12 protein-coding genes and 1 tRNA gene are annotated in these 20,002 nt (G+C 70.6%); 2 read left to right on the forward strand and 11 right to left on the reverse strand.

Features of this window, described 5'->3' with window-relative positions; all coding sequences use genetic code 11:
* Position 1 precedes the first annotated feature (1 nt).
* Positions 2 to 673 carry a fasciclin domain-containing protein gene (locus tag CP970_RS19430; RefSeq protein WP_150493617.1) on the forward strand — a complete coding sequence of 224 codons (672 nt, stop codon included), beginning with the start codon at positions 2 to 4 and terminating at the stop codon, positions 671 to 673.
* A gap of 100 nt (positions 674 to 773) precedes the next feature.
* Here CP970_RS19430 and CP970_RS19435 read toward each other — a convergent pair.
* The 11 genes from CP970_RS19435 to bldG all read right to left on the reverse strand — a co-directional run bounded on the left by CP970_RS19435 (position 774) and on the right by bldG (position 17,372).
* Positions 774 to 847 (reverse strand) — tRNA-Thr (locus tag CP970_RS19435).
* A gap of 84 nt (positions 848 to 931) precedes the next feature.
* Positions 932 to 2,503, reverse strand: coding sequence for an alpha/beta hydrolase (locus CP970_RS19440; RefSeq protein WP_055553144.1), 1,572 nt, complete (start codon positions 2,501 to 2,503; stop codon positions 932 to 934).
* A 122-nt stretch (positions 2,504 to 2,625) separates the two neighbouring features.
* Positions 2,626 to 3,831, reverse strand: a complete 1,206-nt coding sequence (locus tag CP970_RS19445; protein ID WP_055553146.1) for a DNA polymerase III subunit delta' — start codon at positions 3,829 to 3,831, stop codon at positions 2,626 to 2,628.
* A gap of 164 nt (positions 3,832 to 3,995) precedes the next feature.
* Positions 3,996 to 7,139: a dTMP kinase gene (gene tmk / locus CP970_RS19450; RefSeq protein ID WP_055553148.1), complete on the reverse strand. Its 3,144-nt coding sequence runs from the start codon at positions 7,137 to 7,139 to the stop codon at positions 3,996 to 3,998.
* 151 nt (positions 7,140 to 7,290) lie between these two features.
* Complete coding sequence (gene topA, locus CP970_RS19455) at positions 7,291 to 10,122, reverse strand: type I DNA topoisomerase (protein WP_150493619.1); 2,832 nt, start codon at positions 10,120 to 10,122, stop codon at positions 7,291 to 7,293.
* A 503-nt stretch (positions 10,123 to 10,625) separates the two neighbouring features.
* Complete coding sequence (locus CP970_RS19460) at positions 10,626 to 10,823, reverse strand: hypothetical protein (protein WP_150493621.1); 198 nt, start codon at positions 10,821 to 10,823, stop codon at positions 10,626 to 10,628.
* A 276-nt stretch (positions 10,824 to 11,099) separates the two neighbouring features.
* Positions 11,100 to 12,623: a DUF7059 domain-containing protein gene (locus CP970_RS19465; RefSeq protein ID WP_150493623.1), complete on the reverse strand. Its 1,524-nt coding sequence runs from the start codon at positions 12,621 to 12,623 to the stop codon at positions 11,100 to 11,102.
* Between the two features lie 180 nt (positions 12,624 to 12,803).
* Complete coding sequence (locus CP970_RS19470; RefSeq protein ID WP_055551397.1) at positions 12,804 to 13,388, reverse strand: hypothetical protein; 585 nt, start codon at positions 13,386 to 13,388, stop codon at positions 12,804 to 12,806.
* A gap of 232 nt (positions 13,389 to 13,620) precedes the next feature.
* Positions 13,621 to 16,023 carry a sodium-translocating pyrophosphatase gene (locus CP970_RS19475; RefSeq protein WP_055551398.1) on the reverse strand — a complete coding sequence of 801 codons (2,403 nt, stop codon included), beginning with the start codon at positions 16,021 to 16,023 and terminating at the stop codon, positions 13,621 to 13,623.
* A 436-nt stretch (positions 16,024 to 16,459) separates the two neighbouring features.
* The gene (locus CP970_RS19480; protein WP_055551400.1) at positions 16,460 to 16,900 is read right to left on the reverse strand and encodes an ATP-binding protein; all 441 of its coding nucleotides are present in this window, start codon (positions 16,898 to 16,900) and stop codon (positions 16,460 to 16,462) included.
* Between the two features lie 130 nt (positions 16,901 to 17,030).
* Positions 17,031 to 17,372, reverse strand: coding sequence for an anti-sigma factor antagonist BldG (gene bldG, locus CP970_RS19485; protein ID WP_003975386.1), 342 nt, complete (start codon positions 17,370 to 17,372; stop codon positions 17,031 to 17,033).
* 80 nt (positions 17,373 to 17,452) lie between these two features.
* Between bldG and CP970_RS19490 the strand changes: the two genes are divergently transcribed.
* On the forward strand, positions 17,453 to 19,963 hold the full coding sequence (locus CP970_RS19490) for a DEAD/DEAH box helicase (RefSeq protein ID WP_079043765.1): 2,511 nt from the start codon (positions 17,453 to 17,455) through the stop codon (positions 19,961 to 19,963).
* Positions 19,964 to 20,002 lie beyond the last annotated feature (39 nt).

Below are 20,002 nucleotides of genomic sequence, written 5' to 3' on the forward strand. Positions count from 1 at the left end.
AATGAATGCCACCCTCCCCACCTCGCTCCCCCTGCGCCGCGCAGCCATCGCCGCCACAGCGGCACTGATCCTGCCCCTCGCCCTGACCGCCTGCTCCGACAGCGACAGCGACAAGGGCAGCGGAGGCAAGAAGGACAGCGCGGCAGCGGCCACGCCGAACAAGAAGGAGACCCCGTCGGCGGACGGGTCGGCGACGGATCAGCCGTTCGGCCCGGCCTGCTCGTCGGTGCCCAAGGACGGCGCGGGCAGTTTCGACGGAATGGCCAAGGACCCGGTGGCCACCGCCGCGTCGCACAACCCGGCCCTGTCCACCCTGGTCACGGCGGTGAAGAAGGCGGGCCTCGTGGACACTCTCAACAACGCGAAGGACATCACGGTGTTCGCGCCGACCAACGACGCCTTCGCCAAGATCCCCAAGGCCGACCTGGACAAGGTCCTCGCCGACAAGGAACAGCTCACCAAGATCCTCACCTACCACGTGGTGGGCCAGAAGCTGACGCCGAAGCAGTTGGAGAAGGGCTCCTACGAAACACTGGAGAAGAGCAAGCTCACCACGGCAGGCTCCGGCGAGTCGTACAAGGTCAACGACACCTCAAAGGTGGTCTGCGGCAACGTCCCGACAGCCAACGCCACGGTCTACATCGTCGACACGGTCCTGATGCCGAAGATGTGACCCCACTCCGAGCCGGTGCCGATGCCGGTCACCCTCGCGGACACGGCGGCCGCACGACAAGAAGCCCAGGTCACAGAAAATGTGACCTGGGCTTCGTCCGAGCCGCCTTCGGGATTCGAACCCGAGACCTACGCATTACGAGTGCGTTGCTCTGGCCATCTGAGCTAAGGCGGCGCGCCGTCCGCACCATGGTGCGATCAGCAACGCGCCCAAGTCTACACAGTTTCCGGGGGTGCTCCGCACACCCCCGTCGGACGGCTATGAGCAGCGCTTTCCGTCCTTCGGGGCGGTGCCCTTCAGGAGGTAGGCGTCGATCGTGGAGTCGATGCACTCGCTGCCCCGGCCGTACGCCGTGTGGCCGTCGCCCTCGTAGGTGAGGAGGCGGCCCGAGTCGAGCTGTGCGGCCAGGGAGCGGGCCCAGCGGTAGGGGGTGGCGGGGTCGCGGGTCGTGCCGACCACCACGATCGGGGCCGCGCCCTTCGCCTCGATGCGGTGTGGCGTGCCGGTGGCCGCGACCGGCCAGGACGCGCAGTTCAGCGCGGACCAGGCCAGGCCCTCGCCGAAGACCGGGGACGCCTTCTCGAATGCGGGCAGGGCCTCGCGGACCTGCTCCGGCGAGGAGAAGGACGGCGGCAGGTCCAGGCAGTTCACGGCGGCGTTGGCGAACATCAGGTTCGCGTACGTGCCGTCGCCGTCCCGCTCGTAGTAGCTGTCGGAGAGCCCGAGCAGGGCCCCGCCGTCCTTCTCCTTGATCGCCGAGGTGAGCGCGTCGCGCAGCTGGGGCCAGGCCCCCTCGTCGTACATCGCGGCGATCACGCCCGTTGTGGCGAGCGCCTCACCGAGCTTGCGTCCGTCGCCGTCGCCCGTGGGCAGGGGCGCCCGGTCCAGCTCGTCGAAGAAGGACTTCAGTCGCTTGCCGGCCGACTCGGGGGTGCCCGAGCCCAGCGGGCACTCGGCGGCGCGCGCCACGCAGTCCTTCGCGAAGGACTGGAACGCCGTCTCGAAGCCCGCCGTCTGGTCGCGGTTCATCCGGCGCGCGGGCAGCGCCGGGTCCATCGCGCCGTCCAGGACCAGGCGGCCCACCCGCTCCGGGTAGAGGCCCGCGTACGTCGCGCCGAGGAAGGTGCCGTACGAGGCGCCGACGTACGACAGCTTCTCGTCGCCGAGCGCCGCCCGCAGGACGTCCATGTCGCGGGCCGCCTCGACCGTGGAGACATGCGGCAGGACCTTCGCCGAGCGCTTCTCGCAGCCGCCCGCGAACTCGTCGAAGGCGGTGCGGAGTTCAGCGGTCTCGCGCCGGTCGTCGGGGGTCACGTCGGTCTGCGTGTACGCGTCCATGTCCTTGCCGTCCAGGCAGGTGACGGGCTCGCTGCGGGCCACACCGCGCGGGTCGACGGCCACCATGTCGTAGCTCGCCCTGACCTTCTCGGGGTAGCCCAGTGCCGCGTACGACTGGAGGTAGCCGATCGCCGAGCCGCCGGGGCCGCCCGGATTGACCAGGAGCGAGCCGAGCCGCTCGCGCTTGTCGGTGGCCTTCTTGCGGGCCACCGCGAGCTTGATGTCACCCGCGCCCGGCTCGGCGTAGTCGAGCGGGGCCTTCATCGAGGCGCATTCGAACCCGGGGACACCGCACTCGCGCCAGCTCAGCTTCTGCGCGTAGTACGGCGCGAGTTCCTCGGGCGTCGCGCGGGGCAGCGCCGCCATGGAGGCGTCCGCCGTCGAACTCCCGGACGAGCAGCCGGAGATGAGCAGCCCGGCGGTCACGAGCAGCGTGCCGCACGTACGGAAGGTGAGGAGACGGCTGTGACGGCCGCGACGGCTGATGTCCATCAGGCGACATTAACTCTCCGCGATGAATTCATCACACACCGTACTCGTACGGGTGACCTCGTCAACCGCCCGACCGCGCGCGACCGTTCACCGCCGGTGGCGGACAGCAGACGGCACAGACCTCACCCCGCCCGCAGCGCCACCGTCATCGCCTCGACCGCGAGCAGCGGCGACACATTGCGGTCGAGGGCGGTGCGGCAGGCGCCGATCGCCTCGATGCGGCGCAGCGTCGACTCGGGCGAGGTGCCGAGCGCCATGCGCTGCAGCATCTCCTGCACCTCGGTGTTGGCGATGGCCACACCGGAGCCCAGCTGCAGGGCGAGGACGTCGCGGTAGAGCCCGGTCAGGTCGATGAGCGCGAGGTCGAGGCTGTCGCGCTGCGTACGGGTCTTGCGGCGCTTCTGCTTGTCCTCCAGGTCCTTCATGACACCCGCGGTGCCGCGCGGCATCCGGCCGCCCTGCCCCGCGCCGAGCGCCGCCTTCAGCTCCTCGGTCTCCTTGGTGTCGACCTCGTCGGCGACCTGCTTGGCGTCGTCGGACGCCGTGTCGATCAGCTCCTGCGCGGCCTTCAGACAGCCGCCGATCTCCTGCACGCGCTGCGGCAGCTTGAGCACGGCGGCCCTGCGCTCGCGCGCCCGCGGGTCGGTGGCGAGGCGCCGGGCCCTGCCGATGTGGCCCTGCGTGGCCCGCGCGGCGGCCGCGGCGACGTCCGGCTCGATGCCGTCCCTGCGGACGAGCACGTCGGCGACGGCCGCCACCGGAGGCGTACGCAGCGTCAGATGACGGCAACGGGAGCGGATGGTCGGCAGCACGTCCTCCAGCGAGGGCGCGCACAGGAGCCACACGGTGCGCGGAGCGGGCTCCTCGACGGCCTTCAGGAGTACGTTCCCCGCGCCCTCGGTGAGCCGGTCGGCGTCCTCCAAGACGATGACCTGCCAGCGGCCGACCGCGGGCGAGAGCTGGGCGCGCCTGACCAGGTCACGGGTCTCCTTGACGCCGATGGACAGCAGGTCGGTGCGGACGACCTCCACGTCCGCGTGCGTACCGACCAGGCTCGTGTGGCAGCCGTCGCAGAAACCACAGCCGGGGGCGCCGCCGAGCGCGCGGTCCGGGCTGGTGCACTGCAGGGCGGCGGCGAAGGCGCGCGCGGCCGTGGAGCGTCCGGATCCCGGCGGCCCCGTGAACAGCCAGGCGTGCGTCATCTTCGACGACTCGGGCTGCGGTGCGGCCGTGGCGACCGCGGTCACGAGCGCGTCGGCATCCCGGGCCGCGGCCCCGAGCTGGTCGCTCACCCGCTCCTGCCCCACCAGGTCGTCCCACACGCTCATGGGGTCACCGCCTCCGCCTTGCTTCCGCACGTTCCGCGCTGCATCCGCGCCGTATCCGCGCCGTCTGATCCGTCGGTTTCATTGTGGGACATGGCACTGACATCGCCGACAACACCGTGCCCCGCAGGCCTGACGGCACTGCGGGGCACGGTGGGTGGGCGGTGTCAGCCGCGGCGACCGCGTCGGCGTCCGCCGCGGTCTTCGTCCTCGTCGTCGTGCGACCCGAGCAGTTCGTCCGCGAGCGAGGGCAGGTCGTCCAGCGGAGTCTCCTCCGCCCAGTCCGAGCGGGGCCGCTGCCGGGGCTCGCCCTGCTCGTCGATCTGCGGCAGCTCACGCGTACGGTCGTCGGACCCGTCCGGCGAGGGGCGCTCGTCCCGGAAGTAGCCGGGCGGAACCTTGTCCTCCTGCACCTGCGGCAGCACCGCGGTGTCCTCCGAGCCGAGGCCTTCGGACCGGAACTGCGGCAGTACGGCCGTCTCGTCGGCGGCTCCGGAGGGCTGCGTCGGCGTCGACGTCGGCGTCACGATCGGCGTGGGCACGGTCGTCTCGTTGTCGTGAACGGCGGGCGCCTCAGCCTTCTTGGCCTGCTCAGACCTCCCAGCCTGCTCGGCCTTCTTGGCCTGCTCAGCCTTCGCGGCCTGCTCGGCCTCAGCCTTCTTCGAGCGCGCCGCCGCCGCCGAAGCCGAAGCGGCAGCCTGCGCCGAAGCCGCCGACTGCGCCGCCGCCGCGGCCTGCGCCGCCGCGAGCCGGCGCGCCTCCTCGGCCCGCAGCAGCGCCTCCTCCGCCTTGCGCTGCTTCTCGAGCCTGCGCTCCTCGGCCTCGGCCCGCAGCCGCGCCTCTTCCTCGGCCTCCAGGCGGCGCCGCTCCTCCTCGGCGGCCCTGACCTTCTCCTCGGCGAGGAGCCTGGCCTTCTCCTCCTCGGCCTTGCGGCGCGCTTCCTCGGCGCGCTTCCTGGCCTCCTCGGCCTGGCGCTCGGCCTCGCGGCGCTGGGCTTCCTCCAGCTCGCGGCGCTTGCGCTCCTCCTCCTCGGCACGGAGCTTGGCGAGCTGCTCCTGGCGCTCACGCTCCAGGCGCTCCTCCTCGGCCTTGCGCGCGGCCTCTTCCTCGGCCTTGCGCCGCGCCTCTTCCTCCGCGGCCTTGCGGGCCTCTTCCTGTGCCTTGACCTCGGCTTCGGAGAGCGGCAGGACCGTGTCGAGCCGGTGCCGGATCACGGTGGTGACCGCCTCCGGCTCCTGGGCCGCGTCGACGACCAGATAGCGGCCGGGGTCGGCGGCGGCGAGGGTGAGGAAACCGGACCGTACGCGCGCGTGGAACTCGGCGGGCTCCGACTCGAGACGGTCGGGCGCCTCCGTGAACCGCTCGCGGGCGGCCTCGGGCGCCACGTCGAGCAGGCACGTCAGGTGCGGTACGAGGCCTCCGGTGGCCCAGCGGTTGATGCGGGCGACCTCGGTGGGCGACAGATCGCGTCCCGCGCCCTGGTAGGCGACGGACGAGTCGATGTACCGGTCGGAGATGACGATGGCGCCGCGCTCCAGGGCGGGCCGTACGACGGTGTCGACGTGCTCGGCGCGGTCGGCCGCGTACAGCAGGGCCTCGGCGCGGTGCGAGAGACCGGCCGACGACACATCGAGGAGGATCGACCGCAGCCGCTTGCCGACCGGCGTCGCACCCGGCTCGCGGGTGACGACGACCTCGTGGCCCTTGGCGCGGATCCACTCGGCGAGCGCCTCGGCCTGCGTCGACTTGCCCGCTCCGTCGCCGCCCTCCAGGGCGATGAAGAAGCCGGTGGCCGCGGCCAGCTGCACCGGGTCGTCGCCGCCGCGCAGCGCGTCCCGCAGGTCGTGCCTGAGCGGCACGCCCTGGCGGTCGTCGGCCTTGGCGAGGACGAGCGCGGCCACCGGCAGGAGCAGCGCGCCGACCAGCATCAGCGTGAAGGAGGCGCCGCCGTGGTCGAAGACGAACTTGCCGTTGACCATCCGGTGCGGCCCGATGCCCGCGGCCACCACCGGGGCCACCAGGGCGCCGAGCGCGACACAGAGGCGTACGACCGCCTGGAGGTGCTCGGTCGTGCGGGCCCTGCGGTAGTCCTCGACCTCCTGGTCGAGCAGCGCGTGCCCGGTGTTCGCCGCGATGCCCGCGCAGATCCCGGCGAGGCCGAGCAGGAGCAGCACGGTCGTCACGTCGGGCACCAGGCCCGCGGCGAGCAGTGCGATGCCGGTGAGGGCGATGGCGAGCGCGAACAGCCTGCGGCGCGAGAGCGAGGGCAGCAGGGCGGGCGCGGTGCGGATGCCGATGACGGTGCCGCCGGTCAGGGCGAGGACGATCAGGCCGTACGTGACGGGTCCGCCGCCGAGGTCCTTGGCGTGCAGCACGCCGACGGCGACGGCCGCGGCGACGGCCGTCGCGACCGCGGCGCAGGCGGCGACGAGCAGCGGGATCGCGCCCGTGCGCCCCTTGTCGGTGCCGGATCCGGTGCGCGGCCTGCGCAGTCCTTCGAGCGGGCTACGCGCGCGTGGCGTGTGCGTACCGGGCAGTTCGAGGAAGTAGACGATCGAGAGCGACGCGGCGAAGAGACCGGCCGCGACGAACGAGGCGAGCCCCGCCTGGTGCAGCTCGAACCAGTCGAGTCCGGCGCCGAGGAGGTTGCCGACGAGCGTGATGGCGGTGAGGGCGGCGGCCGCGAGGGGCAGCGCCACGAATCCCGTACGCAGCGAGAGGCGCCGCAGCGCTTCCATGTGGTCCGGCAGCGGCCGCACCGTCGCGCCCTCCAGGGGCGGCGCGGGCAGCAGCGCGGGTGCCGCGCTCTCCCTGGCGACGGTCCAGAAGCGCTCGGCGACACCGATCACGAAGGAGGTCACCAGGATCATCGCGAGGGCGTTGTCCGGGGTCCAGTCGATCCACAGCGGCGCGACGATCAGCAGCGCGGCCCGCACGGCGTCGGCCCCGACCATCGTCCAGCGCCGGTCGAGCGGTCCGTCCGGAGAGGTGAGGGAGGTGAGCGGTCCGAGGAGCACCGCTCCGAAGAGCAGGGTCGCGAGGACGCGCGCGCCGAAGACCGCGGTGATGGCGAGGGCCACGCCCCGGTAGCCGCCGCCGAAGGCCGCTTCGGAGATGGCCGCCTGGAGCGTGAGGATCACCAGGACGAGCAGGGCGAGCGCGTCGCCGACACTGCCGACGAGCTGGGCGCTCCACAAGCGCTTCAGTTGCGGTACGCGCAGCAAGGCGCGTACCGCGCGCTCTCGTGAATCTGCGACCAGGGCGTCGTCGGGGGCCGGGGTTCCGGCCGTTGGCTGCTCTGCACGCGTCATCCGTCCAGCCTATCCGGAGTGTGTGACACCCCGAAGGGGCGCCCGAACAAACGGGCGCCCCTTCGGGGTGCGGCTCACGCACTCGGCGTACCGGCGTTTGCGACGTACCGCTCGGCGTCGGACGAAGCCGACGTCGCGCGTACTTCGCGTACTACTCGGCGTCGGACGAAGCGGACTTCGCGGCTGCCGTCTTCTTCGTGGCGGCCTTCTTCGTAGTCGTCTTCTTCGCGGCCGTCGTCTTCTTGGCGGCGGTTTTCTTGGCCGCCGTCTTCTTGGCGGCGGTCTTCTTCGCGGGGGCCTTCTTCGCCGCCTTCTTGGCGGTCTTCTTCGCGGGCCCCTTCGCCCGCTTCTCCGCGAGGAGCTCGTAGCCCCGCTCCGGAGTGATGTCCTCGACGGAGTCGGCCGCGCGCAGCGTCGCGTTCGTCTCGCCGTCGGTGACGTACGCCCCGAAGCGGCCGTCCTTGACGACCACGGGCTGTCCGCTGACCGGGTCCTGGCCGAGCTCCTTCAGCGGCGGCTTGGCGGCGGCGCGGCCACGCTGCTTCGGCTTGGAGTAGATCTCCAGGGCCTCTTCCAGCGTGATGCCGAAGAGCTGCTCCTCGTTCTCCAGGGAGCGCGAGTCGGTGCCCTTCTTCAGATACGGGCCGTACCGGCCGTTCTGCGCGGTGATCTCCACGCCCTCGGCGTCGGCGCCCACCACGCGCGGCAGGGACATCAGCTTGAGGGCGTCGGCGAGGGTGACCGTGTCGAGCGACATCGACTTGAAGAGCGAGGCCGTACGCGGCTTGACCGCGTTCTTGCCGGTCTTCGGGGTGCCCTCGGGGAGCACCTCGGTGACGTAGGGGCCGTAGCGGCCGTCCTTGGCGACGATCTGGTGGCCCGACTCCGGGTCGGCGCCGAGCTCGAAGTCACCGCTCGGCTTGGCGAGCAGCTCCTCCGCGTACGTGACGGTCAGCTCGTCCGGCGCGAGGTCGTCGGGGACGTCGGCGCGCTGGTGGTTCTCGGAGTCGCGCTCACCGCGCTCTACGTAGGGGCCGTAGCGCCCGACGCGGAGCACGATGTCGTCGCCCACGGGGAAGGACGAGATCTCCCGGGCGTCGATCGCGCCGAGGTCGGTGACGAGCTCCTTGAGGCCGCCGAGGTGGTCTCCGTCGCCGTTGCCCGCGTCGGAGGCCGCGCCCGTGGCGTCGCCCTCGCCGAAGTAGAAACGCTTCAGCCACGGCACGGCCTGCGCCTCGCCGCGCGCGATGCGGTCGAGGTCGTCCTCCATGCGCGCGGTGAAGTCGTAGTCGACCAGGCGGCCGAAGTGCTTCTCCAGGAGGTTGACCACGGCGAAGGACAGGAAGGACGGCACCAGGGCCGTGCCCTTCTTGAAGACGTAGCCGCGGTCCAGGATCGTGCCGATGATCGACGAGTACGTCGAAGGGCGGCCGATCTCGCGCTCTTCGAGCTCCTTGATCAGCGAGGCCTCGGTGTAGCGGGCCGGGGGCTTGGTCGCGTGGCCGTCGACCGAGATCTCGTCGGCGGTGAGCGCGTCGCCCTGGTTGACCTGCGGGAGCCTGCGCTCGCGGTCGTCCAGCTCGGCGTTCGGGTCGTCGGCGCCCTCTACGTAGGCCTTGAGGAAGCCGTGGAAGGTGATGGTCTTGCCGGACGCGCTGAACTCGGCGTCGCGGCCGTCGGCGGCGCGGCCACCGATCTTGACCGTCACGCTGTTCCCGGTCGCGTCCTTCATCTGGGAGGCGACGGTCCGCTTCCAGATCAGCTCGTAGAGCCGGAACTGGTCGCCGGTCAGACCGGTCTCGGCGGGCGTGCGGAAACGATCACCCGAAGGACGGATCGCCTCGTGCGCCTCCTGCGCGTTCTTGACCTTCCCGGCGTACACACGCGGCTTGTCCGGCAGGTAGTCGCTGCCGTAGAGCTGCGTGACCTGCGCGCGGGCGGCGTTGATCGCCGTGTCGGACAGCGTCGTGGAGTCCGTACGCATATAGGTGATGAAGCCGTTCTCGTACAGCTTCTGGGCCACCTGCATGGTCGCCTTCGCGCCGAAGCCCAGCTTGCGCGAGGCCTCCTGCTGCATCGTCGTCGTACGGAAGGGTGCGTACGGCGAGCGGCGGTAGGGCTTGGACTCGACCGAGCGTACGGAGAAGTCCGTGTCCTGGAGCGCGGCGGCGAGGGCGCGGGCGTTGGTCTCGTCCAGGTGCAGCGTGTCGGACTTGAGCTGCCCCACCGAGTTGAAGTCGCGGCCCTGCGCCACGCGCTTGCCGTCGACCGTCGTGAGGCGGGCGACCAGCTGCGCGGGGTCGGAGGCGTCACCGGCGCGGCCCGTGCCGAAGGTGCCGGTCAGGTCCCAGTACTCGGCGGAGCGGAAGGCGATGCGCTCGCGCTCGCGCTCGACGACGAGACGGGTCGCCACCGACTGCACGCGGCCCGCCGACAGGCGCGGCATGACCTTCTTCCACAGGACCGGCGAGACCTCGTAGCCGTACAGGCGGTCGAGGATGCGGCGGGTCTCCTGAGCGTCGACCATGCGCTTGTTGAGCTCGCGCGGGTTGGCGACGGCGGCGCGGATCGCGTCCTTGGTGATCTCGTGGAAGACCATCCGGTGGACGGGGACCTTGGGCTTCAGGACCTCCAGGAGGTGCCACGCGATGGCTTCGCCCTCGCGGTCCTCATCGGTGGCGAGGAAGAGCTCGTCGGAATCCTTCAGGAGGTCCTTGAGCTTCTTGACCTGCGCCTTCTTGTCGGCGTTCACGACATAGATGGGCTGGAAGTCGTGCTCGACGTCCACGCCGAGGCGGCGCACCTCGCCGGTGTACTTCTCGGGCACCTCCGCGGCGCCGTTGGGAAGGTCACGGATGTGCCCGACGCTGGCCTCGACTACGTAGCCGGGGCCGAGGTAGCTCTTGATCGTCTTCGCCTTGGCAGGCGACTCGACGATGACGAGTCGGCGGCCGCCCTGTGCGGTCTCGCTGGTCGGGGACAACTTCGCTCTTCTCTCCGGTCGACGCTCGGTGGCAGTGCGCGGTGGCAGTGCTCGTGGCTGTGCGGTGGCAGCGCTCACACGGCTTGCGTTGCGCTGACGCTGCGGAGTGTGACGGTACATCCCGCCCCCGTGTCAAACGGGAAAAGCCCGCAACGGCCACTCGAACGGTAACCCGACTACCGCCATTCCTGCCGCCCGGAGTGTCGACCTGCTGTTTCGGGGGGGGCGGGCCGGGTGGTCGCTTGGTGGGCAGGCCCTTCCCCGCTGCGGAAGAGAGGGAAGAGAGGGGGGAGGCTGTGGCTCGCGGCGGGTGGTCCCGTCCCGCGTACCCCGGAATCAGCCGGTCCGCACCTATCGCGTACCTACCGCACGTCTATCGCGCACCTAGCGTGCGCCCCCTGCGCGCCGGTCGTGCACCGGCCACGCACCGGTCCCGTACCGGCCAGTCCGTGGTCGCGCCGTCGTTCAAGCCCCGCGACCCGCGCCCCGCCCCGACGCCGACCTCACAGCCGCGTGAAGCACCACACAGCGAGTGCCAGGGCGCCCGCTCCCGCGACGGCGGCGAGGGTCGCCGACGCGGCAGGGTTCACACCCTCGGCGACCGGCGCACGGTGCGCGACGCGGACCCCCGTCCACAACAGCAGTGCCGCGCCGAACAGCGCGAACACGGTCCCGGCGAAGATCGCTGGTGCGCTCTCCATGTCCTTGCCTCCCCGTACCGGATTTCCGTACCGGTCTCCCGGCCTGGAGGCTGACACGCACGGGAATCGGGAGCGCGAAATCCGGGTGAACGTGGGGCGGCCCACACCGGTCGTCCGCTCGGGTACGGGTACTGATGGGGAACCTGCTGTACGGAACCCGCCGTACGGAACCCGCCGAAATCCCCTCTACCGCACGGACGTTGGCCGGTTTCACATCCCGGAACCGGCACTCCCGCGCCGACACCTCGAACACCGGCGCGGACCCGCCCCGCCCCGCTACTCGCCCACCGGCAGCAGGAACCCCTGCCCGACGAGGAGCCTGATCTGCGCGGGAGTGCGGTCGCGCAGCAACACCGGGTCCTCTCCGACCAGTTGTGCGATGGCGTCCAGGATCCGTCCCGCGCTCAGTGATCCGTCGCACACTCCGGCGAACCCGGCACCCACGGTGTCCACCTTGGTGGCCCGTCGCATCCCGCGGTGCTGGCGCAGCACCACATGCTCCGGGTCCTCGGCGCCCGGCAGACCGACCTGCTCCTGCACGACCTCGTCGGCCAGCTTGAAGTGCGCGGCGAGCAGGGCGGCGTCGTCGTGCGTGCGCAGATAGTCCTGCCGCTCGAAGAACTCCCGCACCGCGTCGCCGAGCGGCTGCTCGACGGGGTGCGGCCACTCCTCGACCGTGATGGATGGCTCGGCGGCGCCGGTCTTCCTGAGCGTGATCCAGCCGAACCCGACGGCACGCGTGCCCCGCGCGTCAAACTCGTCCAGCCACGCCTCGTACCGCGCCGCGTACTCGGCGGGATCCGTGCGGTGGTCCCCCGCGTCGCGCAGCCACAGCTCGGCGTACTGCGTGATGTCCTGCACCTCGCGCTGCACGATCCAGGCGTCGCAGCCGCGCGGCACCCAGGACCGCAGCCGGTCCTGCCACTCCTCGTCCGCCACGTGCTGCCAGTTGGCGAGGAACTGCGCGTATCCCCCTTCGTTCAGTCGCTCCCCCGCCTCCTGAACGAGCGAGCGGCACAGATCGTCCCCGCCCATCCCGCCGTCGCGGTAGGTGAGCCGCGCCCCCGGCGAGATCACGAAGGGCGGGTTCGACACGATCAGGTCGTACGTTTCCTCGCCCACCGGTTCGAAGAGCGAGCCCTCCCTGAGGTCCGCCTCCGGGGCCCCGGACAGCGCGAGCGTGAGCCGGGTGAAGTGCAGCGCACGGGGGTTGAGGTCGGTCGCGGTCACGCGCGTGGCGTGCTGCGCGGCGTGCAGCGCCTGGATGCCGGAACCGGTACCGAGGTCGAGGGCGCTCGCGGCGGGCGTGCGTACGGTGATCCCGGCGAGCGTCGTGGACGCGCCGCCGACACCGAGGACGACGCCTTCGTCGCGGCTCCCGATGCCGCCCGCGCCACCGACCGCGCAGCCCAGGTCGGAGGCGATGAACCAGTCCTCGCCGCTCGGCCCGCCGTACGGCCGCACGTCCACGGTGGCCCGCAGCGCGCCGCCGTCCTCGGCCAGCCACCCGCTCTCCAGGAGGGCGTCGACGGGCAGCACGTCGGCCACGCGCGCGTGGGGCACAGATTCCTGCAGCAGAAAGAGGCGTACGAGCGCCGAGAGCGCCCCGCCGTCACGGGTGGCCCGCAAGGCGGGCACGGTCTCACTGCGCGCGAGCGCGGCATAGGCGGGCGCCCCGAGCAGCTCGAGCAGCCCGTCAGCGGTGAAGTCGGCACCGATCAGCGCACCACGCAGAGCGGCGGCGACATCGGCACGGTCGGACGAAGGCAGGGGGAGGCTGGCGTTACTCACGCTCCCCATTGTGGCGCGCCTGCTGTGGGCAGGCGTTCCGCAGGGCGAGTGGGGTCTCCCCTGCTCGAGCGAAGCCGAGAGCTTGGGGAAGGGTGGGCACAGCCCCCGGTGCAGACCAGCCATAGAGACGACACAGCCCCGACGCGGAGGGTCAGTACCCCCGGCGCCGAGGCAACGTCAACAAGGGGATCAGCTCTTGGCCGACGGAGTAGCGGACGCGCTCTTGCAGCTGTCCTGCTTGCCCATCGCCTTGCCGACCTCCCCCTCCTGCAGCTTCTCCAGCGCCTCGTTGCCGCTCTTGCTGAGCTTGTCCAGCTCGCCCGCGATGTTCTTGAGGCCGTCCGCGAAGTCCGCCTGGTCCTTGGTGTCGAGGTCGTCGACCTGCTTCTTGAGGCCTTCGTACGACTTGGAGATGGCGTTGAGCTCCTTGACGGCGTCGTCCGTCTTCTTCTGCCCGCCGTCGACCGGCGGCGCGCCCGCGCCCTTCACGGAGGCGCCCATCGCCTTGTAGGCGTCGGACATGTCCTGGAACGCCTTGGAGTCCGTCTTCTGGACGTCGGCAGGCGCGCTGTTGTCCGAGGTCTCCTTCTGGATCGCGGCGTTGGCGTCCGCGATCTTCTTCGACTGCGGCTGTACGGAGTCACAGACCTTCTTGGCCCAGTCGTCCAGCTTCTTGTCGCCGTCGTCGCTGCACCCGGACAACGCGAGTACCAGTACCGCACCGCCGGACAGTGCGGCTGCAAGCTTCTTGTTCACCGGATTGGTCCCTTCCATGGCTCTCGGCCCCGGAACTTACACGCCAACTGGGCGACAACCGCATGTCGGGGGCCCCATACAACCGCTATTGAAGCCATTTGCACCAAGGGACAGCGGAGCAGGGAGCGCGAGAGAAGGCTCACGGCGCACCCCCGGCACGCCGACGGGCGGACGGCGCATCAAAAAGCGCCGTCCGCCCGTGTGTTGGCCCGCGTGCGGGCCCACGTGTTGGGCAGAGCCCGACCCGGAGTTACGAAACCACGGCCGGATCGGCCGGTTTCGCCACCATCTCGGAGTTGCCCTCGTCCCCGACGGCGATGCCCCGCCGCTTGGAGACGTAGACCGCGCCGATGATGACCGCGATGGAGAGCACCGCGATCAGCACCCGCATCCCGACACTGGCGTCGTCCCCGTAGCTGAACTTGACGACCGCGGGCGCGATCAGCAGTGCCACGAGGTTCATCACCTTCAGCAGGGGGTTGATCGCGGGGCCCGCGGTGTCCTTGAACGGGTCGCCCACGGTGTCGCCGATGACGACCGCGGCATGGGCCTCGCTGCCCTTGCCGCCGTGGTGACCGTCCTCGACGAGCTTCTTCGCGTTGTCCCAGGCGCCACCGGAGTTGGCGAGGAAGACCGCCATCAGGGTGCCGGTGCCGATCGCGCCCGCCAGGAACGAGCCGAGCGCGCCGACGCCGAGCGAGAAGCCGACCGCGATCGGCGTGAGCACGGCGAGCAGACCCGGCGTGGCCAGCTCGCGCAGCGCGTCCTTGGTGCAGATGTCGACGACGCGCCCGTACTCCGGTTCCTCGGAGTAGTCCATGATCCCTGGGTGCTCGCGGAACTGCCGCCGCACCTCGTAGACCACGGCACCGGCCGACCGCGACACCGCGTTGATCGCGAGCCCCGAGAAGAGGAAGACGACCGCGGCGCCGAGGATCAGGCCCACCAGGTTGTTGGGCTGTGAGATGTCCATCACGAGATTCATCGGGGCGCCGTCGCCCATCTTCTCGCCGACGTCCTTGGCGGCGGTAGCGATGGCGTCGCGATACGACCCGAAGAGCGCCGAGGCCGCGAGGACCGCGGTCGCGATGGCGATGCCCTTGGTGATGGCCTTGGTGGTGTTGCCGACGGCGTCCAGGTCGGTGAGCACCTGCGCGCCCGAACCCGCGACGTCGCCGGACATCTCCGCGATGCCCTGCGCGTTGTCCGAAACGGGGCCGAAAGTGTCCATCGCGACGATGACACCGACCGTGGTGAGCAGGCCGGTCCCGGCGAGCGCCACCGCGAACAGGGCGAGCATGATCGACGTACCGCCGAGCAGGAACGCCCCGTACACGCCGAGCCCGATCAACAGCGCGGTGTAGACGGCCGATTCGAGACCGATCGAGATTCCGGCGAGGACGACGGTGGCCGGGCCGGTCAGCGAGGTCTTGCCGATGTCCTTCACGGGACGCCGGGTGGTCTCGGTGAAGTAGCCGGTGAGCTGCTGGATCAGCGCGGCCATCACGATGCCGATGGCGACGGCGACGACCGCGAGGATCCGCGGATCGCCGTCGTGGCCCTTGATCGCCGCGTCCGTGACGCCGTCCAGGTCCGCGTACGAGGACGGGAGATAGACGAAGACGGCCGCGGCCACGAGCGCCAGCGAGATGACCGCGGAGATGAAGAAGCCGCGGTTGATGGCGCTCATGCCGCTGCGGTCGGAGCGCCTGGGCGCCACCGCGAAGATGCCGATCATCGCGGTGACGACGCCGATGGCCGGGACGATCAGCGGGAAGGCGAGCCCGGAGTCGCCGAACGCCACCTTGCCGAGGATCAGCGCGGCGACCAGCGTGACGGCGTACGACTCGAAGAGGTCGGCGGCCATACCGGCGCAGTCGCCGACGTTGTCGCCCACGTTGTCGGCGATGGTCGCGGCATTACGCGGATCGTCCTCCGGAATGCCCTGCTCGACCTTGCCGACCAGGTCGGCGCCGACGTCGGCGGCCTTGGTGAAGATGCCGCCGCCGACACGCATGAACATCGCGATCAGCGCGGCACCGAGGCCGAAACCTTCCAGCACCTTCGGCGCGTCGGCCGCGTAGACGAGCACCACACAGGAGGCGCCCAGAAGACCGAGCCCCACCGTGAACATGCCGACGACGCCGCCCGTGCGGAAAGCGATCTTCATGGCCTTGTGCGAGACGGCGGTGAGATCCTTTTCGGGCTCACCCTCCGCCGGAGTGGCCTCTCGGGCGGCGGCCGCCACGCGCACATTGCTGCGCACGGCGAGCCACATACCGATATAGCCGGTGGTCGCCGAGAACGCCGCGCCGACCAAGAAGAAGATCGATCGTCCGGCGCGCTGATTCCAGTCGTCCGCGGGGAGCAGCATGAGCAGGAAGAACACCACGACGGCGAATACGCCGAGCGTGCGCATCTGGCGTCCCAGATAGGCATTGGCGCCTTCCTGGATCGCCTTCGCGATCTTCTTCATGCTGTCGGTGCCCTCGCCGGCCGCGAGCACCTGGCGTACCAGGACACCGGCGACCACGAGCGCCGCGAGCGCGACGGCCGCGATGACCATCACGATGAGACGATTGTCGTCGGTCAGTACTGCGGCTGCGAAGGTTGAGGGGTGGTCGATCTGATGAGGGGAAAAAAGCCCCGCCATTCGTCCTCCTTGACGCTGGGGCTGAGCTCAAGATGTGGACGGATTGTAGGGAGCGGAACCTGATCAAAACAGAGCGCCACAAACGGAATTGACCTGAGATTGCTACTCAGCAAATGATCGTCGGTGTGGATTGGCCCCGAAAGCGGTAATGCCTCAAAAGCGTTGACGAAAGATCGTCGATCTAGGCCGTTAAATGATCAGAAAAAGAAAAGGCCCTGTTCACCGTGGTGGTGACAGGGCCTGCGCCGATCTCCGGCAGCTCCGTGCCGACCGGGCGGAAGTGTCACGCAGTCGGGACGGGAGGGGCCGGATCTGTCGTGCGGGAGTCTCTGGATCTCAGGCCGGATCTCTGGATCTCGGAGCAGATCTCCGGGTCTCAGGGCCGATCTCTGGATCGCGGAGCAGATCTCCGGGTCTCAGGGCCGCCCTCTGGATCTCAGGGCAGAAGTGAGACGGGGGCTGTCGGCCAGCTCATCCGGATCAAGCCACCGGACGCGCCCGCGGTGACCTCCACGTCATCCACGAGACCGCTGATGACGGCGAGACCCATCTCGTCCTCGCCCTCGGCCTCCAGGTCGTCACCGGCACCGCCGGACGCACCCGGCGCCCGGTCACCCGGAGCGGCGCGTGGCGCCTCGTCGCCGACCTCGATGGAGAACTGCTTCTCGTCCTCGATCAGCGCGACCCGCACCGGCTCCGTGACACCGGCGCTCTGATGGAGTCCGACGGCACGCGTGCAGGCCTCGCCGACCGCGAGCCTGACCTCGTCGAGAACGGCCTCGTCCACCCCGGCCCTACGCGCGACCGCGGCCGCCACCAGGCGAGCGGTCCTGACGTGCTCAGGCAGCGCGCTGAAGCGGAGTTCAACGGTGGCCATGCATCCCCCTCGACATACGGGCGTGCTGTCAGGGGGCCGGGCCGCAGGCCCGGTCCCCTGCTGTACTGCCGTCCCGGGCCGGGGCCCGGGACGTCCGGCTCTCGGTCGGTCGGCCTGCGCCGACCGGCACTCAGTCGGTGGCCGCGACCGCTTCCTCGACCGAGGTGTGAATGGGGAACACCTTGGTGAGGCCGGTAATGCGGAAGATCTTGAGAATGCGCTCCTGGTTGCAGACCAGGCGCAGCGAGCCCTCATGGGCACGCACTCGCTTCAGGCCGCCGACCAGCACGCCGAGTCCGGTGGAGTCGAGGAAGTCCACGCCCTCCATGTCGACGACAAGATGGAAACTGCCGTCGTTCACCAACTCGACCAGCTGCTCGCGCAGCTTGGGCGCGGTATATACGTCGATTTCGCCACCGACCTCGACGACCGTACGATCGCCGACGGTACGGGTCGACAGGGACAGGTCCACGGATCCTCCAGCACCTTGCTATCGAGCGGTCATCCCTCGGGACACCTCGGCAGAGCCCCCAGGACGGATCGCCAGCCGCGATGGCATTCAATCACTTACCGGCAGGCGAGCACGACGCCTTCGGACCATTGTCCATCCCGCCAGTGACACACTCGGTGCCGATGGCCAAAAAATCGCCTCCCGGAGGACCCTCTTCGGGCGCCCCGGCACACACGCCCCCGCGGACGGTCCTGGACCGGCTCACCGCGGGGCCGAGCCGTGCTTCGCGCGTCACTCATACGGAGCACTTGCCCCCACGTGCGGCCCGGTATGCCGTCTGGCCCGACCGCATCCGCTCCGAGGTCATTTCCGCTGTCCAGGCGGCGGGCATCGAACACCCGTGGGCCCACCAGGCACGCGCCGCCGAGCACGCGCTCGACGGCGAATCCGTGGTCGTCGCCACCGGCACCGCCTCCGGCAAGTCCCTGGCTTATCTCACCCCCGTGCTCTCCACCCTGCTCGACGGCTCCGAGGCCCCCAACGGACGCGGCACGACCGCCCTGTACCTGGCCCCGACCAAGGCGCTCGCCGCCGACCAGCGCCGGGCCGTGCGCGAGCTCGCGGCCCCGCTCGGCAACGCGGTCCGACCCGCCGTGTACGACGGCGACACCCCTGTCGAGGAACGCGAGTGGGTGCGCCAGTACGCCAATTACGTCCTGACCAACCCCGACATGCTGCACCGCGGGATACTCCCCTCCCACCCGCGCTGGTCCTCCTTCCTGCGCGCCCTGCGCTACGTCGTCATCGACGAGTGCCACACCTACCGCGGCGTCTTCGGCTCCCACGTCGCCCAGGTCCTGCGCCGACTGCGCCGCCTCTGCGCCCGCTACGGCTCCGAGCCCGTCTTCCTCCTCGCCTCCGCCACCTCCGCCGAACCGGCCCTGTCGGCGCAGCGCCTGACCGGCATCCCCGTGCACGAGGTCGCCGACGACGCCTCACCCCGCGGCGATCTCGTGTTCGCCCTGTGGGAGCCTCCTCTCACCGAACTCCACGGCGAGAAGGGCGCGCCCGTCCGCCGCACCGCCACCGCCGAGACGGCGGACCTGCTGACCGACCTCACCGTGCAGGGCGTCCGCTCGGTCGCCTTCGTACGCTCCCGGCGCGGCGCCGAACTGATCTCGGTGATCGCCCAGGAGCGCCTCGCCGAGGTCGACCGCTCCCTGGCCCGCCGCGTCGCCGCCTACCGGGGCGGCTATCTGCCCGAAGAGCGCCGCGCCCTCGAACGCGCCCTGCACTCCGGCGAACTCCTCGGCCTCGCCGCCACCACCGCGCTCGAACTGGGCGTCGACGTCTCGGGGTTGGACGCCGTGATCATCGCGGGCTATCCCGGCACCCGGGCCTCGCTCTGGCAACAGGCGGGCCGGGCAGGCCGCTCCGGCCAGGGCGCCCTGGCCGTGCTCGTAGCCCGCGACGACCCGCTGGACACGTATCTCGTCCACCATCCCGAGGCACTGTTCGAGCAGCCCGTGGAGTCGACGGTCCTCGACCCTGACAATCCGTACGTCCTCGCACCCCACCTCTGCGCGGCCGCCGCGGAACTCCCGCTCACCGACGAGGACTTGGTCCTCTTCGGCCCGGCGACCGAGGAACTGCTCCCGCAGCTGGAGGCCGCGAAGCTGCTGCGCCGCCGCACCAAGGCCTGGCACTGGACCCGCCGCGAACGGGCCGCCGACCTCACCGACATCCGCGGCGAGGGCGGCAAGCCGGTCCAGATCGTCGAGGAGGGCACGGGACGCCTGCTCGGCACCGTCGACGCCTCCGCCGCCCACACCACCGTGCACGAGGGCGCGGTCCACCTCCATCAGGGCCGCACGTATCTCGTACGCCACCTCGACCTGGAGGACTCGGCCGCCCTGGTCGAGGAGGCCGTACCGCCGTACTCCACGACCGCCCGCGACACCACGGCGATCTCCATCCTGGAGACGGACGTCGAGGTCCCCTGGGGCGCGGGACGCCTCTGCTACGGCTCCGTCGAAGTCACCAACCAGGTCGTCTCCTTCCTGCGCAGAAAACTCATCACGGGCGAGGTGCTCGGCGAGACGAAGCTCGACCTGCCCCCTCGAACGCTGCGCACCCGCGCGGTCTGGTGGACCGTCACCGAGGACCAACTGGATGCCGCCCGCGTCAATCCCGAGATCCTCGGCGGCGCCCTGCACGCGGCCGAGCACGCCTCCATCGGCATGCTGCCGCTGTTCGCCACGTGCGACCGCTGGGACATCGGCGGCGTATCGGTCCCTCTCCACCCTGACACCCTCCTTCCCACGGTCTTCGTCTACGACGGCCATCCCGGCGGTGCGGGATTCGCCGAGCGGGCCTTCCACACGGCCCGCGAATGGCTCACCGCCACCCGCCAGGCCATCGCCTCCTGCGAATGCGAGGCGGGCTGCCCCTCCTGCATCCAGTCCCCCAAGTGCGGCAACGGCAACGACCCGCTGCACAAACGCGGCGCCGTCCGCCTCCTCTCGACCCTCCTCAAGGACGCACCGGACTCGACGGACACCGCGGTCGCGTCGGCGGGCCCGGCAGAACCGGCAGAACCGGCGGCCGAGTAGACCGAGAGGCACGTGCCGCCCCGGCACATCAGCCACCGC

Origin of the sequence: Streptomyces kanamyceticus, from assembly GCF_008704495.1 — a bacterium.
GTDB lineage: Bacteria > Actinomycetota > Actinomycetes > Streptomycetales > Streptomycetaceae > Streptomyces > Streptomyces kanamyceticus.

Excerpts from the sequence above, each read along its gene's own strand:
- CP970_RS19430 (WP_150493617.1), top strand. The coding sequence starts at position 2 with ATGAATGCCACCCTCCCCACCTCGCTCCCCCTGCGCCGCGCAGCCATC.
- CP970_RS19440 (WP_055553144.1), bottom strand. The coding sequence starts at position 2,503 with ATGGACATCAGCCGTCGCGGCCGTCACAGCCGTCTCCTCACCTTCCGT.
- CP970_RS19445 (WP_055553146.1), bottom strand. The coding sequence starts at position 3,831 with ATGAGCGTGTGGGACGACCTGGTGGGGCAGGAGCGGGTGAGCGACCAG.
- tmk (WP_055553148.1), bottom strand. The coding sequence starts at position 7,139 with ATGACGCGTGCAGAGCAGCCAACGGCCGGAACCCCGGCCCCCGACGAC.
- CP970_RS19460 (WP_150493621.1), bottom strand. The coding sequence starts at position 10,823 with ATGGAGAGCGCACCAGCGATCTTCGCCGGGACCGTGTTCGCGCTGTTC.
- CP970_RS19465 (WP_150493623.1), bottom strand. The coding sequence starts at position 12,623 with ATGGGGAGCGTGAGTAACGCCAGCCTCCCCCTGCCTTCGTCCGACCGT.
- CP970_RS19470 (WP_055551397.1), bottom strand. The coding sequence starts at position 13,388 with ATGGAAGGGACCAATCCGGTGAACAAGAAGCTTGCAGCCGCACTGTCC.
- CP970_RS19475 (WP_055551398.1), bottom strand. The coding sequence starts at position 16,023 with ATGGCGGGGCTTTTTTCCCCTCATCAGATCGACCACCCCTCAACCTTC.
- CP970_RS19480 (WP_055551400.1), bottom strand. The coding sequence starts at position 16,900 with ATGGCCACCGTTGAACTCCGCTTCAGCGCGCTGCCTGAGCACGTCAGG.
- CP970_RS19490 (WP_079043765.1), top strand. The coding sequence starts at position 17,453 with ATGGCATTCAATCACTTACCGGCAGGCGAGCACGACGCCTTCGGACCA.